We start from the raw sequence: 21,344 nt of genomic DNA, 5'->3' as shown, positions 1-21,344 counted from the left end.
TGCCAAGGGGGCGTCATCTCTTCCAGGAACCGGACATTTCCCCGCCCCCCAGCTGAGGGGGGCGACTGTCGCCGCTAAGGGTGACGGTTCCTGTTCGTGCATTTCTCACGCGCGGAGCAAGATCTGAGGCTGGCACCCGCCAGGTTGTGGCGTGGGTGTGCTTTCGCGCACCCAGGCCCGGTGGATGTCCGGCGTCAGCGGAGACGGCTATGGCCAAGCGCAAGAATTGGTGGCAGAAGCTTCAGCAGGGCCTGCGCGGCAATGCAGACGCCAAGGCTTTGGCGCCGGCGTTGTCCAAGCCAGCGGCCGTCCGCGAGAAGCTCGTCTTCGAGCACCTCGAACCGCGCCTGCTGCTGTCGGACACGCCCATCCCGCTGCCGACCTTCGCACCCGCCGGCACGCTGACGATCAGCGCCCACTCCGGCGACCTGAAGGTCGAGACGGTCTACAGCGGCGGCACGCCGCAGATCCGCGTCTGGGACAACACCCTCGGCACCTCGCTGGGCCAGGTGGCGCTGACGCAGAACGTCAAGGTGAGCATCCAGGGGCTGCCCGGTGTCAGCGACAAGGTCCAGGTCGACCTGGGCTACGACGACGGCGCCGCCGGCACCAACGCCACCTCGCCCTTCGCCATCATGGTGGAGATGGACGGCGGCACCGACGTGCCCCTCGTCAGCGACGACACGATGACGGTGCTCAGCACCGGCCCGGACTTCTACAACCCGACCGCGCTGTTCCTGAAGAGCACGGACGACATCGTCTTCGCCAGCGGCTTCAGCTCCACCGGCACCCTCAACGTCGACTCTCAGGAAGCCATCACGGCCGGCGGCGTGGCACTGCAGGCCAGCGACATGTACCTGGGCGTCACCAAGGCCGTCACCGATGGCGTGACGCTGCTCAATGGCTTCAACTTGCTGGGCAACGCCAGCGGCGCCATCGCGCTGGCCGGCTCCACGCTGACGGCGGGCGATATCGGCCTGGTCGTCAACACCAGCGTCAACGTCAACACGCAGGACGCCAGCTACGCCAGCAACATCATCAAGGTCGCCTTCGTCCAGACCAGCTCCAGCGCCCAGATCACGCTCACCGGCGCCACCAACCTGACCGCCACGGCCGGCAAGATCACGCTGGCCGCCACTTCCACCGTCACCGCCCACGCGACGACCCAGCCCGACGCCAACAGCACGGCCAGTGACAAGGACGCCTCCGTCGCCTCGGTCATCGCCAGCAGCGCGGCCGGCGTCAGCGTCGGCGGCACGTCCAGCCTGAGTGCAAGCGGCGCGCTGCTCCTGAAGTCCACCAACACGCTGGATGTCGCGGCCATCGCCGACGGCACGGCCGGGGCCAGTGCCAGCGGTGCCAAGGGCGGCACCGTCGCGGTCAGCCAGATGAGCGGCAACACCGTCGTCGACGTGACCGACAGCGCCAGCCTGACCGGTGCCAGCGTCGGCCTGACGGCGACGACCCAGCGCACCGTCCACACCTCGGCCAAGGCGACAGCCGGCGGCGCCACGCAACCCAGCGGCACGCCCACCCAGGGTCAGCAGCAGCTCGCCAGCAACAACGCCCAGACCGGCGACGGCGCGCTGAACTTCGGTGCCGCCGTGGCCGTGACCCATGTGGGTGGCGACACGACGGCCCGCCTGGCCGGCGGCGGCGTGACCAGTGCCGCCGCCGTCAACGTCGCCGCCGCGGCCACGACGAACACGGCCGCAGGTGCTGCCGCCACGACCGAAGCCGACGGCAGCGCCGCCACCGGCAGCCCCGGCGTGGGCGTGGCCGCCGCATTGAGCTTTGTCGACGGCACGACGCGTGCTTCGCTGGGCGATGGCGTCGCCATCACTGCGCCCGGCGCCAGCTTCACGGCCAGCACGACCACCGATGCCAAGTTCGGCGCCGTCGCCACGTCCGGCGCGGGCTCCACCAGCGGCGTGGCCGTGGCAGGCTCGCTGGCCCTGCATGTCGCCGTGCTGAAGACCGAGGCCGTTCAAGAAGCCGGCAGCACGGCCACGGCCACCGGCGCCGTCAGCTTCAGCGCCACCGGCAGCACCCATAACCAGGCCCGCGCGCTGCCCAAGGTCAACGGCGCCACGGGTGAGAGCCTCGGCATCGGTGCGTCCGTCGCCATCAACGTCGTCGACGAGACGACGCGTGCCCAGATCGATGCCGGCGCCAAGTTCACCGGCAGCAGCCTCGCCCAGACCGCCAGCGCCACCGGCGACGTCGACACCGAGGCCCAGGGCGGCGCCACCGGCGGCACGGCCGTCTCGCCCGTCGTCGCGGTCACGGTCGTCAACACCGGTGCCAAGGTCGGCGCCCTGGGCGGCAGCGACGTCACGCTGCTCAACGGCATGACGTCCAGCGCCCAGAGCGCACTGGACGTGCTGGCCAAGGGCCACGGCGACGCGGAAGGCAGCAGCAACGCGGCCGTCGGCGCTTCCGTCGTCGTCACGCATGCGGCGCCCATCGTCGAGGCGGTGCTGGACGGCAAGCTGCAGGCCGGTGCTGCCGTGCTGCTGTCGAGCAAGAACACCGGCATGACGCGCAGCGAGGCCAAGGCCGCGGCGCGCGGTGCCACGGACAACGGCAAGAACGCCAACCAGCAGGGCGCCAGTGCGCAGGGCGCCGGCAACAGCGCCGCCAGCAACAACGGCGCGCGTGGTGCGTCGGGCAGCACGCCGTCGGCCGGCAGCAGCGACGGCCCCGTCACCGTGGCCGCGGCCGTCGCCATCCATCACCTCGGCGCCCAGAGCACGGCCCGCGTCGGCGACGGTGCCGTCATCTCGACGGGCGGCGCACTGTCGCTGAAAAACGAGAGCGACCTCGACGCCCAGGCCGACGCCAGCGGCGTGGCGAGCAAGGGCAGCACCAACGTCGGCGCCGCCGTGGCCATCAACGTGGCCGAAGTGGGCAGCAGCGCCCGCGTCGGCGCCGCCAGCGTCGACAGCAACGGACTGGCCCTCGGGGCCGGCACCGTCAGCGGCCAGCGCAACGACGCGACGACGGCGGCCACCTCCGGCGCTGCGGGCGGCAACACCGGCGTGGCCGGCTCGCTGGCCATCGGCGTGGGCATCAGCAGGTTCGAGGCCTCGCTGGCACCTACGGCCGCCGTCAACGCCCACGCGGGCGCCGTCACGCTGGACGCGGACTCGACGACCGGCGACAGCGTCAAGGCGCTGCCCGACGGCGGCGGCGCGGTGGCCGAGAACACCGGTGTCGGTGCGTCGGTCGCCATCAACGTGGCCGACCACCTCAGCCGCGCCGAGATCGAGAACGGTGCCGGGCTCACGCCGGCCGGCTCGGTGACGCTGAACGCCCGGACCGACTCCGCCATCACCACCGCGGCCGAGGGCGGCGCCAAGGGCGGCACGGCCGTTGCGCCGGTCGTGGCCGTCACGGTCGCCAACCAGGATGCCAACGCCCGCATCGGCAGCGGCGCGCTGATCGACGCGAGCGGCGCCATCGGCGTCAACGCGACGCTGGCCAGCACCAACACCACCAGCGCCGAGGGCAAGGCCGAGGGCAGCAAGGACGCCGCCGTCGGCGCGGCCATCGCCGTCAGCGTCGAGAACGACAAGAGCGTGGCGAGCACGTCGCGCAGCCTCAAGAGCACGGGCGCCATCGGTATTTCGGCCACCAGCAGCGCGGCCAGTGCGGCCGCGGCGAAGGCCAGCGCCGTGGGCGGCAAGGAAGACGACAGCAGCTCCGCCAGCGACGACCACGCCGTCGACGACCAGAACGCCGCCGCGCGCAACAGCGGCAACTCGGCCGCCGGCGCGGCCGGTGCGCGCAACTCGTCCACCTCCCAGGCCACGCCCAGTGCCCAGGGCACGGGCGGCGGCACGGTCAGCGTGGCCGCAGCGGTGGCCGTCAACGTCGCCCAGGCCACCAGCCGCGCCACGGCCGGCGGCGGCACGCTGACGGCCGGCGGTGCCGTCAGCCTGGACAGCAAGACCGACACCGACGCCAAGGCCACCGCCGACGGCAGCACCCGTGCCAAGGACCCCAACAACGCCAACGACACCGGCGTGGGCGTCGGCGTGGCGGTCAACGTCGGCATCAACACCAACGAAGCGAAGCTGCTGGGCGATGCCGTCGTCGCCAGCCAGGGCGTCAACGTGCGCGCCGGCATGACGAACAACGGCACGCACACCAACAGCGCCGAAGCCAAGAGCGGCGCGGGCGGTGCAAAGACCGGCATTGCCGGGGCGCTGGCCGTCAACGTGGCGGTGGACCGCACGACGGCCGAGGTCGTCACGGGAGCCAGCGTCAACGCCGGCAGCGCTGCGAGCACGGTCAGCGCGGCCAGCAAGCACGACGATAGCGCCAGCGCCACGCCCACCGACTCCGGCGTGCAGGCCGATGCGCAGAATACCGGCGTCGGCGCTTCCGTCGCCGTCAACGTGTCCGACGTCATCGCCCGCGCCGAGGTGGACGACGGCGCCACGCTGTCCAGCAGCGGCGCTCTGAGCGTCAGCGGCAGCTTGGAGAACAACATCGCGACGACGGCCGAAGGCGGCGCCAAGGGTGGCACGGCCATCGCGCCCGTCGTCGCTGTCACGGTGGCCAGCCAGGACGCCATCGCCCGCATCGGCACCAGCGCGACGGCCCTGAACGCGACCGGCGGCGTCACCGTCGCCAGCAACCTCAAGTCCAGCAACACGACCCAGGCCAAGGGCAAGGCCGAGGGCAGCAAGGACGCCGCCGTCGGCGCGTCCGTGGCCGTCAACGTCGAGCTCGACCGCGCGAACGCCGAGCTGGCCCGTTCCGTCACCAGCAGCGGCTCCGTCAGCGTGGCCGGTACCAGCCAGGTCGGCACGACGGCCAAGGCCGAGGCCAGCGCGGTCGGCGGCGAGCAGGACGACAAGAACAGCAGCGCCGACGATGACGGCGTCAACAAGAAGACCGATGCCGGCCGCAGCCTCGGCAACTCGGCCGCCAATTCTGGCGGCGCGCGCAACTCCAGCAGCAGCGCCGCCACGCCGTCGGCGGGCGTGGCCAGCACGGACTCCACCAGCGGCGACAGCGGCAAGAGCGAGACCGTCAGTGTCGCGGCCGCCGTGGGCGTCAACATCACCGACGTGACCAGCCGCGCGCGCATCAGCGCCGGCACCATCTCCACGCCGGCCAGCAACGTCTCGGTGCAGTCCAGCGCCAACACCGACGTGCAGGCGATTGCCGACGGCAGCGCGACGACCAACGATGGTGGCGACGCCGTCGGCGCGGCCGTGGCCGTGAACTACGCGGCGACCACCAACGAAGCCCTTGTGGACGCGGGTGTCGGCATCACTGCCGACGGCCTGCAGCTCGGCGCGACGATGACCAACGTCGCCGGCGACACCACCCACACCACGCTGGCCAGCGCCAAGAGCGGCGCCGGTGGCGGCGAGATCGGCGTGGCCGGCTCGGTGGCGATCAATATCGTCAACGAGGACACGCAGGCCAGGATGAGCGGTAACGCGACGCTGGCCGGTTCCGATTCCGGCGGATCGCTGCAGGCCATCACGCAGTCCACCGCCAGCGACACGGCCAAGGCCATCCCCGAGAACGAGGGCGCCCAGGCCGGCGGCAGCGACGTGGGCGTCGGTGCGTCCGTGGCCGTCAACTTCGTCGACCGCAACCTCGATGCGACGCTGGCCGACGGTGCCCAGATCGGCGGCAACGTCTCGGCCATGACGATTACGTCCACCGCCCAGGACACCCTCACAACCGAGACCGAGAACGGCGCCAAGGGCAAGACCGGCGTCGGCGTGGCCGCAGCCGTCACCATCGACGTGAGCAACACCCACGCCTACGCCGGCACGGCCGGCGGCACGCTGGACGTCGGCGGCGACATGGCGGTGCGCGCCTTCCGGCTCGACCAGGTCAATGGCAGCGCCAAGGCCGACGCGGCCGGCTCCGACACGGCGGTGGGTGCCTCGGTCGTCGTCACCGTCGTCGACGGCGACGTCAGCGCGCGCCTGGCCCGCAACGTGACAGCCGGCGGCGCGGCCGACGTGTCCTCGGGGTCCACCATCCTCGCCACCGGCACCGCCAAGGCCAGCGCCTCGGGCAACAGCTCCGGTGGCCGCAGCTCCGACAAGGAGGCCAACAACCAGGTCAACAACAACCCGAACAAGGACAAGGACCGCACGCTGCCCAAGAGCAACGACCAGGTCGATTCCGCCAACACTAAGACCAGCGGCGAGAGCGGCGGCAGCAAGAGCGAGGGCACCGGCGTGGCCGCGGCCATCGTCGTGCAGGTACTCGTCACCGACAACACGGCCAGCGTGGCCGACGGCGTGAAGCTCACGGCCGGCGGTGCGATGACCATCGACGCCCAGGCCGACTACAACGCCATCAATTCCGCCTCGGGCGACGCCATCGACCTGAGCAAGAAGACCAACGTCGGTGCCGCCGTGGCGCTAGGTGTCGTCGACGCCAGCAACACGGCCAGCGTCGGCAACAACGCCGACCTGCGCGGCGCCTCGGTGCTGATCCGTGCCGACCGCCCGGGCGACAGCGGCGACCATGAATTCCGCAGCCTCGGCGTGGCCGCCGCGGGCGGCAAGGACACCTCGGTGGCCGGCAGCGTCGCCATCAACATCGTCACGCTGGACACGGCCGCCACGGTCGGCAGTGGTGCGCAGATCCGCGCCAGTGCCGGCAAGCTCGATGTCGTCGCCGACCAGAGTACCGCCATCCAGGCCGTCGCCGGCGCCGCGGCGCTGAGCACCGGCGGCACCGGCGTCGGTGCGTCCGTCGGCCTGAACATCGTCGTCGAACACACCACCGCGGGCGTCGGCGCCAGCACCCAGCTGGCCGCGCGCGACGCGATCACCGTCACGGCCAACGGCGCCGTCGTGCCGGCGACGCTGGACCTGCCCAGCCCGCTGCCCGACCTGACGGTCAGCAACATCGCCATCGCCGGAGGCATCTCCACCGATGGCGGCGCCGGTGCAGGCTCGGCGGCCGTCAACATCTACACGCTGGACACCGTCGCCCGCCTGGACGGCGACGTCAAGGTCAACGAAAGCATCATGGGCGTCACCGCCGGCGCGGCCCAGGACGTGACGGTCGGCGCGACCAGCCGCACCAAGATCGACGGCGGCGCCGGCGCGGGCGGCATCTCCATCGGCAATGCCGGCGTCGGCATCGGCCTGGACGTGACCGTCCTCATCGAGAACACCAAGGCCACGCTAGGTGCCGGCGTGGCGGTCAACGCCGCCCGCGACATCAGCGTGCGCGCCAGCTCTGACCAGGACATCACCAGCGTTGCCGCCACGGCCGGCGTCGCCACCGACGGCACTGGCGTCGGCGGCAGCGTGTCGGTTTACATCGTCACCAACGACACCGAGGCCACGACGGGTGGCGGCGGCGGCTCGGGCCTTCAGGCCGGCGGCGCGCTGGCCGTGACGGCCGACGCGCCGTTCGACATCACCCAGATCGCCGGTGCGCTGGCCTATGGCAGCTCGGCCGGCGTCGGTATCTCAAGCACGGTGCTGGTTCACAACGATACCGTGCAGGCCCTGGTAGGCCCCAACACGGCCATCGCGGCCGGGACCATCGGCGGCGTCGACGTGGCGGCCACCTCGCACGAGAACCTGCTCACCATCGCCGTCGGCGGCGGCGCATCCAGCAGCGCGGCGGTGGCCGGCTCGGTCGTCGTCAACGTGCTGAACGAAACCACCAAGGCCCGCATCGACGACGGCTCGACCTTCACGGTCGGCACCGCATCGGGCGCCACCCAGGCCGACATGAAGGTGAGGGCGGACGACGAGTCCACCATCGTCTCGGTCGCCGGCTCGGTGGCCGCGTCCAGCAGCGTCGGCGTGGGCCTGGGTGCCGTCGTCAACACGCTGAACAAGACGACCGAGGCCCGCCTGGGCTCGGGCGTGAACGGCACGACGGACGGCGACCTCAAGGTCACCTCCGCGTCCAACGAGGACATCTCCACCGTCGCAGCCGGCGTGGCCGCGAGCTCCAGCGTCGGCGTCGCGGCGGACGCCAACGTGCAGGTGCTCAACGTCACCACGCGCGCCATCCTCGGCGACGACCCGACCGACGCCAAGGCCAACGCCGGTGCCGGCGACGTGCATGCCCAGGGCAGCATCGTCGTCGCCGCCGACGAGAACACCGAGATCGACCTCATCACCGGCTCCGTGGGCGCCTCCGGCTCGGCCGGCGTCGGCGCGGCCGTGGGCGTCGTCACGGCTACGAAGAACACCGTCGCCCTCGTCGGCGACGGCGCCAAGGTCACGGCCGACGGCCTGCGCGCCGGCCTGACGGTCGAGGACGGCGGCATCGGCGTCGGCTACGCCGCCGCGCCTCCCATGAACGCCAGTGGCCTGCCCAACGCGGCGGCCGGCCAGCGCGGCAGCTCGGCGGCCTTCGAGGTCGGCACGCCCACCTTCAACGCGCCCGACGGCAACGGCAAGAGCAGCACCGACCCCAGCTTCAGCGGCAACCGTGTCGCCACGCCCAGCGTGCGCAGCGGCTTCACGGGCCTGGCCGTCACTGCCACCAACCGTGACGACATCGAGACCTTCGCCGTCGCGCTGGGTGCGGGCACGGCCGGCATCGGCGTCGGCTCGGCGACCAATGTCGTCAGCACCAGCACGACGGCCGGCATCGGCGCGGGCGCCAACGTCAATGCCGACACCAGCACCGGCGCGGCCGGGCAGAGCGTGCTCGTCGGCGCGGGTGACGACTTCTCCCACGTGGCCTTGGCCGGCGCGCTGGGCTTCGGCACCGTGGGCGTGGCGCCGGGCGTGGACGTGACCGTGCTGTCGCACGACACCAGCGCCAGCATCGGCGGCAGCGCCAGCGTCAAGGCGCGCGATGACATCGTCGTGCAGTCGTCCAACCAGGACCACCTGCTGCTCATCTCCGCCGGCATCGCCGCCGGCACGGTGGGCGTGGGCGGCGCGGTCAACGTGCTGGTCGTCAACAACCACACGGCGGCCACCATCGGCGCCGCAGCAGCGGTGCAGGCCGGCGGCGACGTCGGCGTGCTGGCCAAGGACGTGACCGATGTCAACCTCATCGCCGGTGCCTTTGGTGGCGGCACGGTGGGCGTGGGTGCGTCCGTCGGCGTCATGAGCGTGACCAAGCACACCGATGCCGGCGTGCTGACCGGCGCCAGCGTCGATGCCAAGGGCGCCGGCACGGGGCTGCTGGGCATGCTGGACGGCAGCGTCGGCGCGGGCGGCCTCGGCACGGCCGAGCGCCATGGTGTAGTCGTCCAGGCCGACAGCAGCGAGAACTTCTTCCACCTCGACGTGGCGGCCGGCGCGGGTTATGTGGGCGTGGGCGGCGGCGTGGGTGTCACGCTGCTGGACTCCGACACCACGGCCATCATCGGCGCCAACACGCGAATCAACCGCAACAACGGCAATGCCGGCGCGGACGGCGACCAGGGTGTCTACGTGACGGCGGCCAACAACGCGTCGGGCACCCACTTCACCGGCGCGGTGGCCGGCGGCTTCGTCGGCGTGGGCGGCGCGGTGCAGGTGGGCAGCCTGCGCAACGACACGGCCGCACGCATCCTCGGCAATGCTGACGTGGCAGCCGCGGGCGACGTGGCCGTCAACGGCCTGTCGCGCATCGACCTCGACTCGCTGACCATCTCCGGCGCCGGCGGCTTCGTCGGCGCGGCAGGCGCGGTGACGGTGTGGTCCGTCGGCACGCCGCTGGAGCGCAGCTACAAGAACGACCAGGGCACGGCGGCCGACGGCCTGACCAAGACCCAGGGTGACGGCAGCTCCGGCTCGGGCGACAGCGACGCGGCCAGCCAGGCCTCGATGGCCAAGGGGCAGGTCGGCAGCGTGCTCGGCGGGTTCGCCGGCGGCTCGGCCGGCAGCGGCCAGCAGCGCGTGCACGACCGCGCCGGCGCAGCCAGCACACTGGTCAACGGCTCCGGCCCCAGCCAGGCCGACTGGCTGGCCGCCATCAACGCGGCCAACCCGGCCCAGGGCACCGAGGCGACGGTCGCCGGCGGCACCAGCATCACGGCCGGCAATGCCATCACCGTCAATGCCCGCCAGTGGGCGGACGTGGACTTCCTCGTCGGCGCCGTCGGTGCCGGCGCGGGCGGCATCGGCGCCGGCATCGGCGTGTTCTCCACCGCCTTCAACACGAATGCCAATGCCGGCGGCACCTACACCGCCGGCGGCCAGTTCAAGGTCAGCTCGCGGCTGGACAGCACGGTCGACGCCATCGCCTTCGCCGGCGGTGCCGGCTTCGTCGGCCTGGGCGCCGCCGTGTCCGTGCTCAGCGACCACAGCTACGTGCAGAGCGCCCTGGCCGACGGTGCACGCGTGCGCGCCGCGTCCAGCGTCGACGTGACGGCCCTGTCCAACCGCACCATCCACCTGAACACCGACCAGGGCGCCGCCGGCGCGGTCGCCGCGGGCGCATCCTTCACGCGGTTGACGAGCGACGGCCAGGTCAGCGCCGACGTGGGCCCGGGTGCCCGCATCGGGCAGGACGCCGGCTTCAACGTCGGCGCGCTGCACGTCTACGCCGAGGCGAACTTCGACACCTACGCGCACACGCTGGCCTTCTCGGTCGGCGCTGTCGCCATCAGCGCCAACTTCGCCATCGTCGAGGTGACGCCGACCGTGCGTGCCTCGGTGGGCGACGCCTCGCTGATCAAGACCACGGGCGATGCCACCGTCGACGCCATCACCACCGGCAAGGCCGACGCGAACGTGCTGACCGTCACCGCCGGTGCCGGCGCGACTGGCGTGAGCCTGTCCTCGGCCACCTTCTCGCCCACCGTGCAGGCGCTGTTCGGCGCCACCGCGGTGCTGAATGCCGGCGGCCTGATTCGCGTGCAGGCGCGCAACAACCACAACGGCACCAACGCCCTGGCCAACCAGGGTGCCTGGGCCACGTCCACGGCGCCGGGCTTCGGAGGCTTCACCGGCAACGGCGCGGTGCCTACGGCCGAGGCCAACGGCGTCGTCAAGGCCAGCATCGGCTCGGGCTCCCTGATCAGCGCTGGCGGCCGCGTGGATGTGCTGGCCTACGGCAACAACGAGGCCCAGGCCAAGGCGCTGGCGCTGTCGGTCGGCGGCGCCACGGTCGGCGTCAGCGTCGGCAACGCGCGCGCCAACGGCGGCACGACGGCCGAACTGCTCGGTGGCGTCGGCAGCTCCACCGACCTGACCGTGCGCTCGCAGGCGCGCAATCTCGCCAACTCGGCCTCCGATGCGTCCGGCGGCGGCATCGTCGGCACCAACGGTGCCAGCAGCACGGCGCGCGCCAACGGCAATGTGCAGACGACCGTGGGCGTCGCGGCGCAGAATGCGACGCTCAACGCCAGCGGCAGCATCGTCGTCGAGTCCCGATCCAGCAACGACGCGACGGCCAACACCTACGGCCTGTCGCTGGGCCTGGGCGGTGCGGTGGGCATCATGGCCGCCAGCGCCGAGGCTTCGCCCGACGTTCGCTCCACCGTCACCGGCAACACCAACCTCGTTTCGGGCGGCGGCGTGCGCGTCGGGGCCTATCACAACCAGGGTGGCGAGGACGTCACCGCCAAGGCCGACGCGGCCAGCGGCAGCCTGGGCCTGGCGGCCTCGGGCGCCATCGTCAACGCCAGCAGCCTCGGCGGCGCCCAGGCACTCGTGGGCGACAACACCTCGATGGCCGGCGGCAGCGGCGCGGTCGTCGTCGAGGGCCTGTCCAGCAACACGGCCAACGCCACGGGCGATGCGCTGTCGGTGGCCTGGGGTGTCGGTGCCGGCGCCGTCGTGGCCCATGCCACCACCGGTGGCACGACAGGCGCCGTCAGCGGCGCCGACGTGACCGGCGCCAGTTACTCGGTTCTGGCCCACGCGGACCAGAACGCCGACGGCAACGCCAAGGCGGCGGCCGGGGGCGTGCTGACCGGGGCCAGCGGTGCGTTCGGCACCAGCAGCGTCACGCCCACGGTCAACGCAGGCATCGGCGACGGTGCCCAGGTCAGCGTCGGCGGCCCGATTTCCATCTTGGCCGAAACCAATGCCGATTCCGACGGCATCGCCACCGGCGTGGCCGTGTCGGGCGGCGTGTCGATGGGCAAGTCCGCTGCCGATGCGACGCTGAGCCCGACCATGACCAACCGCATCGGCACCGGCGCCAGCCTCAGCGCCAACGGTGCTGGCTCGGACCTATCCATTCGCACCAGCGTGAACAACGGCAGCAGCCAGGCTGGCGGCGCCACGGCCACTGCCACGGCCGCCTCCGGCGGTGCTGCGCTGGGCACCAGTGGCACCGGTGCCTCGGCGCAGACCAGCTACAACATCCTGCAGAGCTCCGGCTCGGGCGTCACGCTGAACGCCGGCCGCGACCTGAACATCGGCCTGTCGGTGGGCAACCATGTCGAGTCCCTGGCCGACAGCGACACCTTCGGCCTCGTCGCTGCCGTCGGTGGTGCCGCATCCGACGCGACGGTGGATGGCTCGGCTACCAGCAACTTCACGAGCGCGAGCGGCACGGTCGGGCGCGACCTGAACGCGCTGGGCATCTCCAACCAGGTCGTCAACGGCACGGCCAAGGCGGCCGGCGGCGGCCTGTTCAGCGGCCAGATCAACAGCGCGACGGCGAGCTTCACGCCCACCCTGGGCATCAACCTGGGCAGCGGCACGACGCATGTGGGCGGCAACGCGACGGTGCAGATGCTCTCCAGCACCGACACGACGGCCAGCGCCATCGGCAAGGCCCTGAGCATCGCCGGCAGCATCGGTGCGTCCTCGGCCACGGCGACGATGAGCCCGACCGTTTTCGCGCGCACCGGAGCGCAGCTGCTGGACGCCGGCGGGGCCGTCCTCGTCGAGGCCCGCCACAACCACGACGGCACGGCCGCCACGGGCCAGGACACCACCGCCACGGCCAAGGCCTCGGCGGGCAGCGCCCTCGTCAGCGGCACGGGGGCGTCCGCCTCCGCCACGGCGGCAGCCAATGTCGACGCCACCGTCGGCGCCGGTGCCAAGCTGACGGCGGGCGGTTCGGTCAAGGTGCTGGCCGATGGCGCCAACATCGCCACCGGCGACACCTCGGGCCTGGGCGCAGCCGGCCTGATCGGCTTCGGCAAGTCGACCAGCTCGGCCGTCGTCGGCGGCGGCACGACGGCCGACCTGCGCGGCGGTGTCGGCGGCTCCACGGCCATCAACGTCGTTGCCCAGGGCAAGAACACGGCCGTGGCCGAGGCTGCGGCCTCCGGCGCGGCGGGCCTGGGTGGCGTCAGCGGCGGCAGCGCGACGGCACGCTCCAACAGCGGCGTGTCGGCCGGCATGGGCGACGGCAGCGTCGCCAGCAACGACCTCAGCACCGGCGCCGTGCTCATCGACGCCATCTCCAGCGCCGATGCCGACGCCAAGGGCAAGGCCTTCTCCTTCGGCTTCGGCGGCGCGGTGGGCATCATGAGCGCGACCAGCCAGGTCAGCCCGGCCGTCACGGCCGAGGTGCGCGGCACCACCGGCGTGACCGGCAACGGCATCACCGTGCGCGCCCGCCACAACCAGGGCGGCGAAGACAGCACGGCCGTCGCCGACGCAGCCGGCGTGAGTGGCGGCGTGTCCATCGGCGGCGCCAGTGCCGACGCGACGGCCGCGGCCGACACCAAGGCCTTGACCGGCAATGCGACCAGCTTCGACGCTGGCAACCAGGGCGTCTCCGTGCTCGCCACGGCGAGCAACATCGTCACCGGCACGGGCCAATCCTTCAACGGCGCTTTGGGCGTGTCGGCCGGCGTCGTGTCGGCCACCGCGCGCTCGGGCGGCATCACCGAGGCCACCAGCGGCGCCGACGTACAGGCCGGCTCGCTGAGCGTGCAGTCCAGCGCCACGCAGACGGGCAACGCGAGTGCCGAAGGCACGGCCGGCGGCCTGCTTGCCGCCGGCACCGGTGCGGGCGCAACCACCACCGTCAACCCCGACGTGCGCGCCGGCCTGGGCGATGGCGCCGTCATCGACGTGGCGGGCGGCATCAACGTCACCGGCACGGCAACGACCGACGCCGACGGCACCGCCAAGGGCGTGGCCGTGTCGGCCGGGCCGTCGCTGGGCCTGTCCAAGTCCGACGTGACGCTGGCGCCGACGATGACGCTGCGCGTCGGCACCGGCGTCAGTGCCACCACGCACTCGGCCAACACCGGCGACATCAACTTCGCGCTGACCCACAACGGCGGCAGCACCCAGGCCGGGGGCGCCACGTCCACGGCGTTTGCCGCAGGCGGCGGCATCGCAGCCGGCGGCGGCGCCGATGCGAGCGCGGCCGTCAACTACAACATCAACGCGACGACCGGCACCGGCGTCACGTTGAACGCGGCGCGCGGCGTGTCCTTCGCGGCGCTGACCGGCGCCCATGTCGAGGCCACCGGGGATGCCCGTGGCTTTGGCGTCGTCGGCGGCCTGGGCGGTGCGCTGTCCAGCGCCACCGTCACCGGCACCGTCAGCCAGGCCCTGGGCGCCGTCAGCGGCACGCAGAGCATCGATTTCAAGGTCGACACGACCGCCAACCACCTCGTCAACGCCACCTCCGAGGCCTCGGGCCTGGGCCTGCTGGCCGCCGGCCAGGTCAACTCGGCCACGGCCAACTTCAGCCCGACGATCACCGCCAACCTGGGCGGCGGCGGCGCGATCAACGTCGGCCGCGACCTCATCGTCAACGCGCTGTCCACGGCCGACACCACGGCCACGGCCCAGGGCCGGGCGGTCAGCGGCGGTGTCGGCTTCGGCAGCTCCATCGCTTCGGCGACGATGAGCCCCAGCATCAACGCGCTGACGGGCAACGAGACGGCCAACGTCGGCCGCAACATCAGCATCCGCGCCAGCCACAACCACGACGGCGCCGGCGGCACCGGCCAGGACACCTCGGCCCTGGCACGCAGCTCCTCCGGCAGCCTGCTGGCCAGCGGCGCGGGCGCGTCGGCCACGGCCAACGCCAGTGCCGCCACGACGGCGCGCAGCGGTGCCGGCAGCGTGCTGACGGCCGGCGGTTCGCTCAGCATCCATGCCGACGCGGCCAACATCGGCCACACTGAAACCTCGGGTGCGTCCATCGGCCTGCTGGTGGCGCTGGGCAAGTCGGTGGCGGTGTCCAACGCCAACGGCGCGACGACGGCCGAGATCGCTGGCGGCTCCGGCGGCAGCAGCGGCGTGGACGTGCGCGCGCTGGGCCACAACTACGCCGACGCACAGGCCAATGCCTCGGGTGGCGGCCTGGGCGCGGGCGTCAACAGCGGCGACGCGACAGCCAAGGCAGCCGGCAGCGTGACGGCGGGCGCCGGCAACGCGAGCTCGGCCAGCGTGGTCAGCAGCTCGGGCGCCATCAACATCCTGGCGCTGTCCGAGATGGACGCCGACGCCCAGGCGCGCGGCTTCACGGCCGGCCTCGCGGGCGCCGTGGGCGTCATGGTGGCCAATGCCGAGGTGTCGCCCACGGTCAGCAACCTCGTGCAGGGCACGACGACGCTGAGCGGGCAGGGCGTCAACGTGCTGGCCCAGCACAACCAGGGCGGCCAGAACGCCCGTGCCCGGGCCGACAGCACCGGCATCGGCGGCGGCGTGACCGTCGCCGGCAGCACCTCCACGGCCAAGTCGGGCGCCAACACCAGCAGCACCACCCAGGTCGCCTCCACCTTGAATGGCAACGGTGGCGTCGTCACCGTGCAGGCCCTGGCCAACAACCTCGTCAGCGCCGACGGCCGCTCGGTCGGCGGTGCGCTGGCCGGCGCAGCCCGCGGCGCCATGACGGCCACGGCCACCTCCACCGGCACCACCTCGGCCAACAGCGCCGCCAAGGTCAACGGCGCCGGCCTCCTCATCGACGCGACGGTCAACCAGACCTCCACGGCCAACAGCTCCGCCGCCACCGGCGGCCTCATCGCCGCCAGCTCCGGCGCCACGGCCAACAGCGCCGTCACGCCCACCGTCTCCGCCGGCATCGGCGCGGGCGCCGTCATCGACGTGAACGGCGCCGTCAACGTCGGCGCGAATGCGAACACGCAGTCCACCGGCATCGCCGATGGCGTGCAGTTCGCCGGCGGCGTGGGCGCCGGCGGCTCGGTGGCCAATGTCGATATCAACCCGACGATGACGGTCAACATCGGCAACAACGCCCGCGTCACCACCCATGGCGGCAACGGCAACGTGCAGATGGCGCTGCGCCTGAACAACGGCGACGCGGGTGCCGGCAAGGCAACGGCGCGCTCCAGCGCCAGCGCCGGTGCAGCCGGCATCTCGGTATCGGGCAGCAACTCGACGGCCGACGTCACGGCCAACCTGACCAACAACACCGGCTCGGGCGTTGTCTTCAACACCTCGGGCGACGTGCGCTTCGACACGCTCTCCGGCCTGACGGCCGACGCGACCGGCGACAGCCTGAACGCGGCTCTGGTCGGCGCGGGCGGCATCGCCAAGTCCAGCGCTACCATCGGCGGCACGACGAACGCCACCACCGGCAGCATCTCCGGCACGGTGGGCGGCGACCTCGTCGTCAACACCGCCAGCAACTACGCCGCCGTCTCCAAGACCGAGGGCTCGGCCTTCGGCCTGCTGGGCTCGGGTGGCACCAACACTTCCAACGCCATCGTCACGCCGACGATCAACGTCGGCATCGGCGCGGGCGGCAGCATTTCAGCCGGGCGTGACGTCATCATCAACAACGTCTCGACCGGCGATGCGGATGCGCGCAGCGACGGCGTCGCCGTGGCCGGGGCCGGCTCCTACGCTGGCTCCGATGCGACCGCCCGCGTGCGGCCCGACATGGACACCGTGGTGGGCGCGGCCGACGTCGCCGCCGGCCGCAACTTCACGATGCTGGCCAGCCAGAACCACAACGGTTCGGGCGCCAACGGCAAGGACGCCCACGCCTATGCCAACGCCTCCGGCGGCTCCTTCGGTTTCAGCGGCATCGGCGCTAACAGCCTGGCCCAGTCCTCGGCCGACATGACGACGACGCTGGGCGGCACCGGCAGCGACCTGTCCGCCGGCAGCGGCGACTTCACCGTGATCACGCGCTCGGGCAACGTCGCCAGCGCCGAGGGCTATGGCCTGTCCATCGGCGGCCTGCTCGGCAAGGGCAATGCCCGCGCCGACAGCATCGCCGGAGGCACGCTCACCAACGCGCAGAACAACAGCTACGCCAACGACAACCAGACGACGACGATCGCTGCCGGCACCGGCATCGCGGCCGGCGGCAACGTCGCCATCGACAACATCAGCGACCAGGGCGCGGCGACCGACACGACGGCGCCGGCCGGCGGCCTGATCGGCGTGGCGGCCAACGACTCCAGCGCCATCGTCGCGCGCAACCTGACGACCTCGATGCTGGGCAGCGGCATCACGGCCGGCGGCAACATCCTGCTGGGCGGCGCCACCAGCGGCGGCGCCCGCGCCACCTCGGATGCCGACTCCTTCGGCCTGGTGTCGCTGGGCAAGGCGGTGGCCAATGCCAAGGTCACGCCCACGGTCGCGACGACCGCGGGCGGCGTGCTGGACGCCGGCGGCCGCATCACCATCCGCGCCGCCCACGACGGCTCGCAGGGCGCGTCAGCTGCCGGCGAGGCGGGCGGGGCCAGCGGCTTCGCCAGCATCAACGGCGCGGACACCGCCGCGGCCACGGCCGCCAACGTCAGCGCCGAGATCCGCAACGGCGCATCGGTCCATGGCACCGGCGGCACCGAGGTGCTGTCCGCCGTGTCAGACAAGGCCAGCGCCAAGGCCGACGGCGAGGCCTATTCCTTCGGCGTGGCCATCGGTTCGACGGATGCGCGCGCGGATGCCAACTCCATCAGCCGCGCGACGGTGGGCGATGCCCAGATCACCGGCGCCAGCCTGACCATCGACGCCGCCGGCGGCGGCCGCGGCGCCGCGACCGCGCTGGCCACCACCGGCGGCCTCCTGGTGGCGGGCAGCGGCGCGGCGCCGGTCGTCAACGTCAACCCCAGCATCACCGCCGAACTGCTGGGCGGTGCCAACGTGGACGTGGGCGGCAACGTGGCCGTGCGCGCCCACGGCAATGCCGAGGGCGACGGCGTGGCCGACGGCAGCACCTTCGCCGGCGTGGGCTCCAGCGCCACGGCGTCAGCCGACGTGCACATCACGCCGGTCGTGCACGCCGACATCCTGGCCGGCGCCCACGTGAAGGCCGGCGGCAGCGTCGAGCTCAAGGCCGACCAGGGCCAGACCGTCAGCACCGGTGACACCACCTTCGGCGCCGGCGGCGTCGACACCGGCAACAACGTCATCACGCTCAACGGCGATCACGGGCTGAGCACCGGCGACACGGTGACCTACAGCATCGGCCTGGACAGCAACGGCGCTGTCGGCGGCCTGGTCGACGGGCGCAACTACCAGGTCATCGTGCAGTCGCCCACCGCGGTCAAGCTGGGCTCGGTGTTCAAGTCGACGACGGTCGACGCGGCGCGCGACGAGATCAAGTTCGACGTCGAGCACGGCTTCTCCGATGGCCAGCGTGTCATCTATCACAGCGCCGGCAACGCGGGCATCAGCGGGCTGGCCGACGGCCAGACCTACTACGTGCGCGTCATCGACCCGCAGACCATCAAGCTGGCGACCAGCCAGGCGGCGGCCACGGTGGCGCCCAAGACCTTCCTCAGCGGCGCGGTGAACGCGACCACCGACCGCATCACGCTGGGCGGCCACGGCTTCGTGGACGGCCAGGCCGTCACCTACCGCACGGCCGGCGCGGAGCAATTCGTCGGCACGGCCGTCGAGGCCGACGGCGCCGACTTGATCACGATCAGCGGCCACGGCTTCAACACCGGCGACCAGGTCAAGTACACGCTGCGCGACCTCGTCATCGAGAACCCCAACAAGCCGCCCACCGCCATCACCGGCCTGACGGCGGACTCGACCTACTACGTCATCCGCGTCGATGCCGATCACATCAAGCTGGCCACGACCTCGACGGACGCCACCAACGGCACCGCCATCGACATTGGCAAGACGGCCGATTCAGCCGCCAGCGGCCATGTGCTGACGCGCATCGGTGCGGCCCCGCTGTCCGGCCTGACGAGCGGCAACACCTACTACGTCAAGTTGGTCGACGCCAACACCTTCCAGCTCGCCGCCACCTCGGGCGGCGCGGCCATCGACATCGGCGCCGGCGGCGGCAAGCACACCATCGGCGTCGAGGGCATCGAGCTCTCGGGCGCCGCCACCAGCGGCCAGCATCAGCTGGAGATCGACATCACCGGCACCGGCAGCGGCAATGGCCACCGGCTGCTGGGCGCCGGCGGCGCGCTGCAGCTTGTCAACAGCGTGACCGACAACGGCGTGTCCAGCGCCAAGACGACGGGTGCCTCGGGCGCGCTGTTCGGCACGCACACCGGCTCGGATGCCGAGGTCAACCTGCTGACCAACGTGCGCGCCAACGTGGGCGACAACGCGGTCGTGCAGGCCGGCGGCGACATCACCCTGAACGCCTTCTCGGCGGCCAACGGCGCCGGCACGGCGGGCTCCACCGGCGGCGCCTTCATCGCGGTCGGCAACTCCATCGCCAACGTCAACGCGACCCAGACCGTGCAGGCCAACGCCGGCGCCGGCGCGCAGCTGAACTCGGGCGGCTCGGTCAGCATGCAGTCGACCAGTTCGCAGAACGGCACCATCGCCGCCAACTCCAAGGGCGGTGGCTTCATCAATTCGTCCCAGGTCACCGGGCGCGTACAGCTCAACCACAGCACCACGGCCGGCATCGGCAGCGGCGGCAGCATCGTCGCGGCGCACAACGTCGACATCAAGGCCGAGTCCAAGTTCGACGGCGACGTGTCCGGCAAGGCCTCCAGCGGCGGCCTGGGCGCCGACTCCGACTCGGACATGACCTGGCAGGTCGGCAGCAGCGGCAGCCAGCAGCAGACCGCGGTCAACGTCGACAACAACGCCGTCGTCAAGGCAGGCGACGACATCACGCTCGACGCGGCCATGTCGCACGCCAAGAGCCGCGTGACGGCCGATGCCTACTCGGCCGCCGTGGGCGCCAACCCCGACTCGCACGCCTACTCGCGCATGTTCTCCGACGCCGTCGTGAACGTGCGCGCAGGCGCTCTGGTCAGCTCGCTGGAGAACATCAAGGTCAGGTCCTCGCACGGCGGCCTGGACGCCTATGCCTACTCCGAGGGCGAGGCCGACGCGGCCGGTGGCGACACCGACGTCGACCTGTCCATCGAGCAGCGGCTCAATGCCCTGATCAACGCCGAGGCCGGGGCGACCTTCGAGACGCACGCCCTGGACGTCAACGCCGACCTGGGCAGCTACTCAACGAGCTATCGCTACGTGAAGGACGGCGCCTGGGTGGACGATGGCACCGTCAACGTCGGCACGCCGCACACCTACAACCAGCACATCGACTTCAACGCCGATGCTCGCCTGGCCTCCGGCCCCAACCCGGTGCTGCTGGTGGACGCGGCCGGCAACGTCGTGACGGCGCAGAACGTGTCGGTCAACAACACGGCCAGCACCGTCATCGTCAACGACATCGCCAACAACAGCGTCGGCACGGCCAATTTCCGCGCCAACGGCGTCTACAACACCGACCCCGCTCACTTCGACATGCAGCCCGGCTCCATCGCCGGCACGCAGTCGACCTTCACCTTCGTTCACACCTTCAACCGCATCACGCTGACCAACCAGTCAGCCAAGGACCTGCGCATCAACAACATCGCGCCGGTCAACACGACGGCGGTGCCGCAGGTGCACATCGACGTCGACAACGTGACCGGGCCCGCCGGCGATCCGACGCCGTTCGAGTTCAACATCCGCCACAGCTATGGCGCGACCGAGCTGCTAATCCGCAACACCAGCACGAATCCCGGTGCCGACATCCAGCTCAACGGTGTCATCGACAACCCGCTCGGCTCCACGTTGATCGCGGCCGTCGGCGGCAGCATCGTGCCGTTCAGCCCGGGCGCGCTGGTGCGCACCAGCACCGCCACGCTGAGCGCCGGCGGCAGCATCGGCAGCAGCAGCACGTCGCGTCTGGAGCTGGAGTTGGTGCAGAGCGCCGGCAAGGATGCGGCGCTGACCAGCGCCTCCGGCGGCAGCACGTTCCTCGGCATCCGCGGCCTGCTGCGCGACCCTGCGGCCGGCGGCTTCACGCTGTCCCTGGGCAACCTGTCGGCCGGGGGCGAGCTCAACCTGCTGCTGCGAGAGGCCAGGAAGCAGGTCACCGTCAACGGCGTGCCGCCGACCTACCAGGTCGACGTCAACATCGACTACGCCAGCCGCGGCCTGGATCTCGGCACGACGACCTGGATCCGCCACTTCCGGCCCGACCAGGCCGGCGGCGCCCTCGTCGACTTCCCGGTCGGCTACTTCGGCACCGGCAACACGGCGATCGCGTCCACCACCTCCCTC

1 protein-coding gene (running past one end of the window) is annotated in these 21,344 nt (G+C 72.0%); it reads left to right on the top strand.

Translation table 11 applies throughout. The features are described from left to right. The first annotated feature begins 209 nt into the window (after positions 1-209). A protein-coding gene (locus AC07VX_RS09405) for an Ig-like domain-containing protein (protein ID WP_493164443.1) crosses the window boundary here: on the top strand, positions 210-21,344 show its 5' portion. 19,752 nt of this gene lie beyond the right edge of the window; the window shows 21,135 of its 40,887 coding nt (coding positions 1-21,135); the start codon lies at positions 210-212; its stop codon lies off the right edge, out of view.

The organism is Roseateles sp. GW821-FHT03B02, assembly GCF_059421025.1.
Note: the sequence above shows the minus strand (reverse complement) of the source record. Positions and strands in the feature narration are given on the sequence as shown.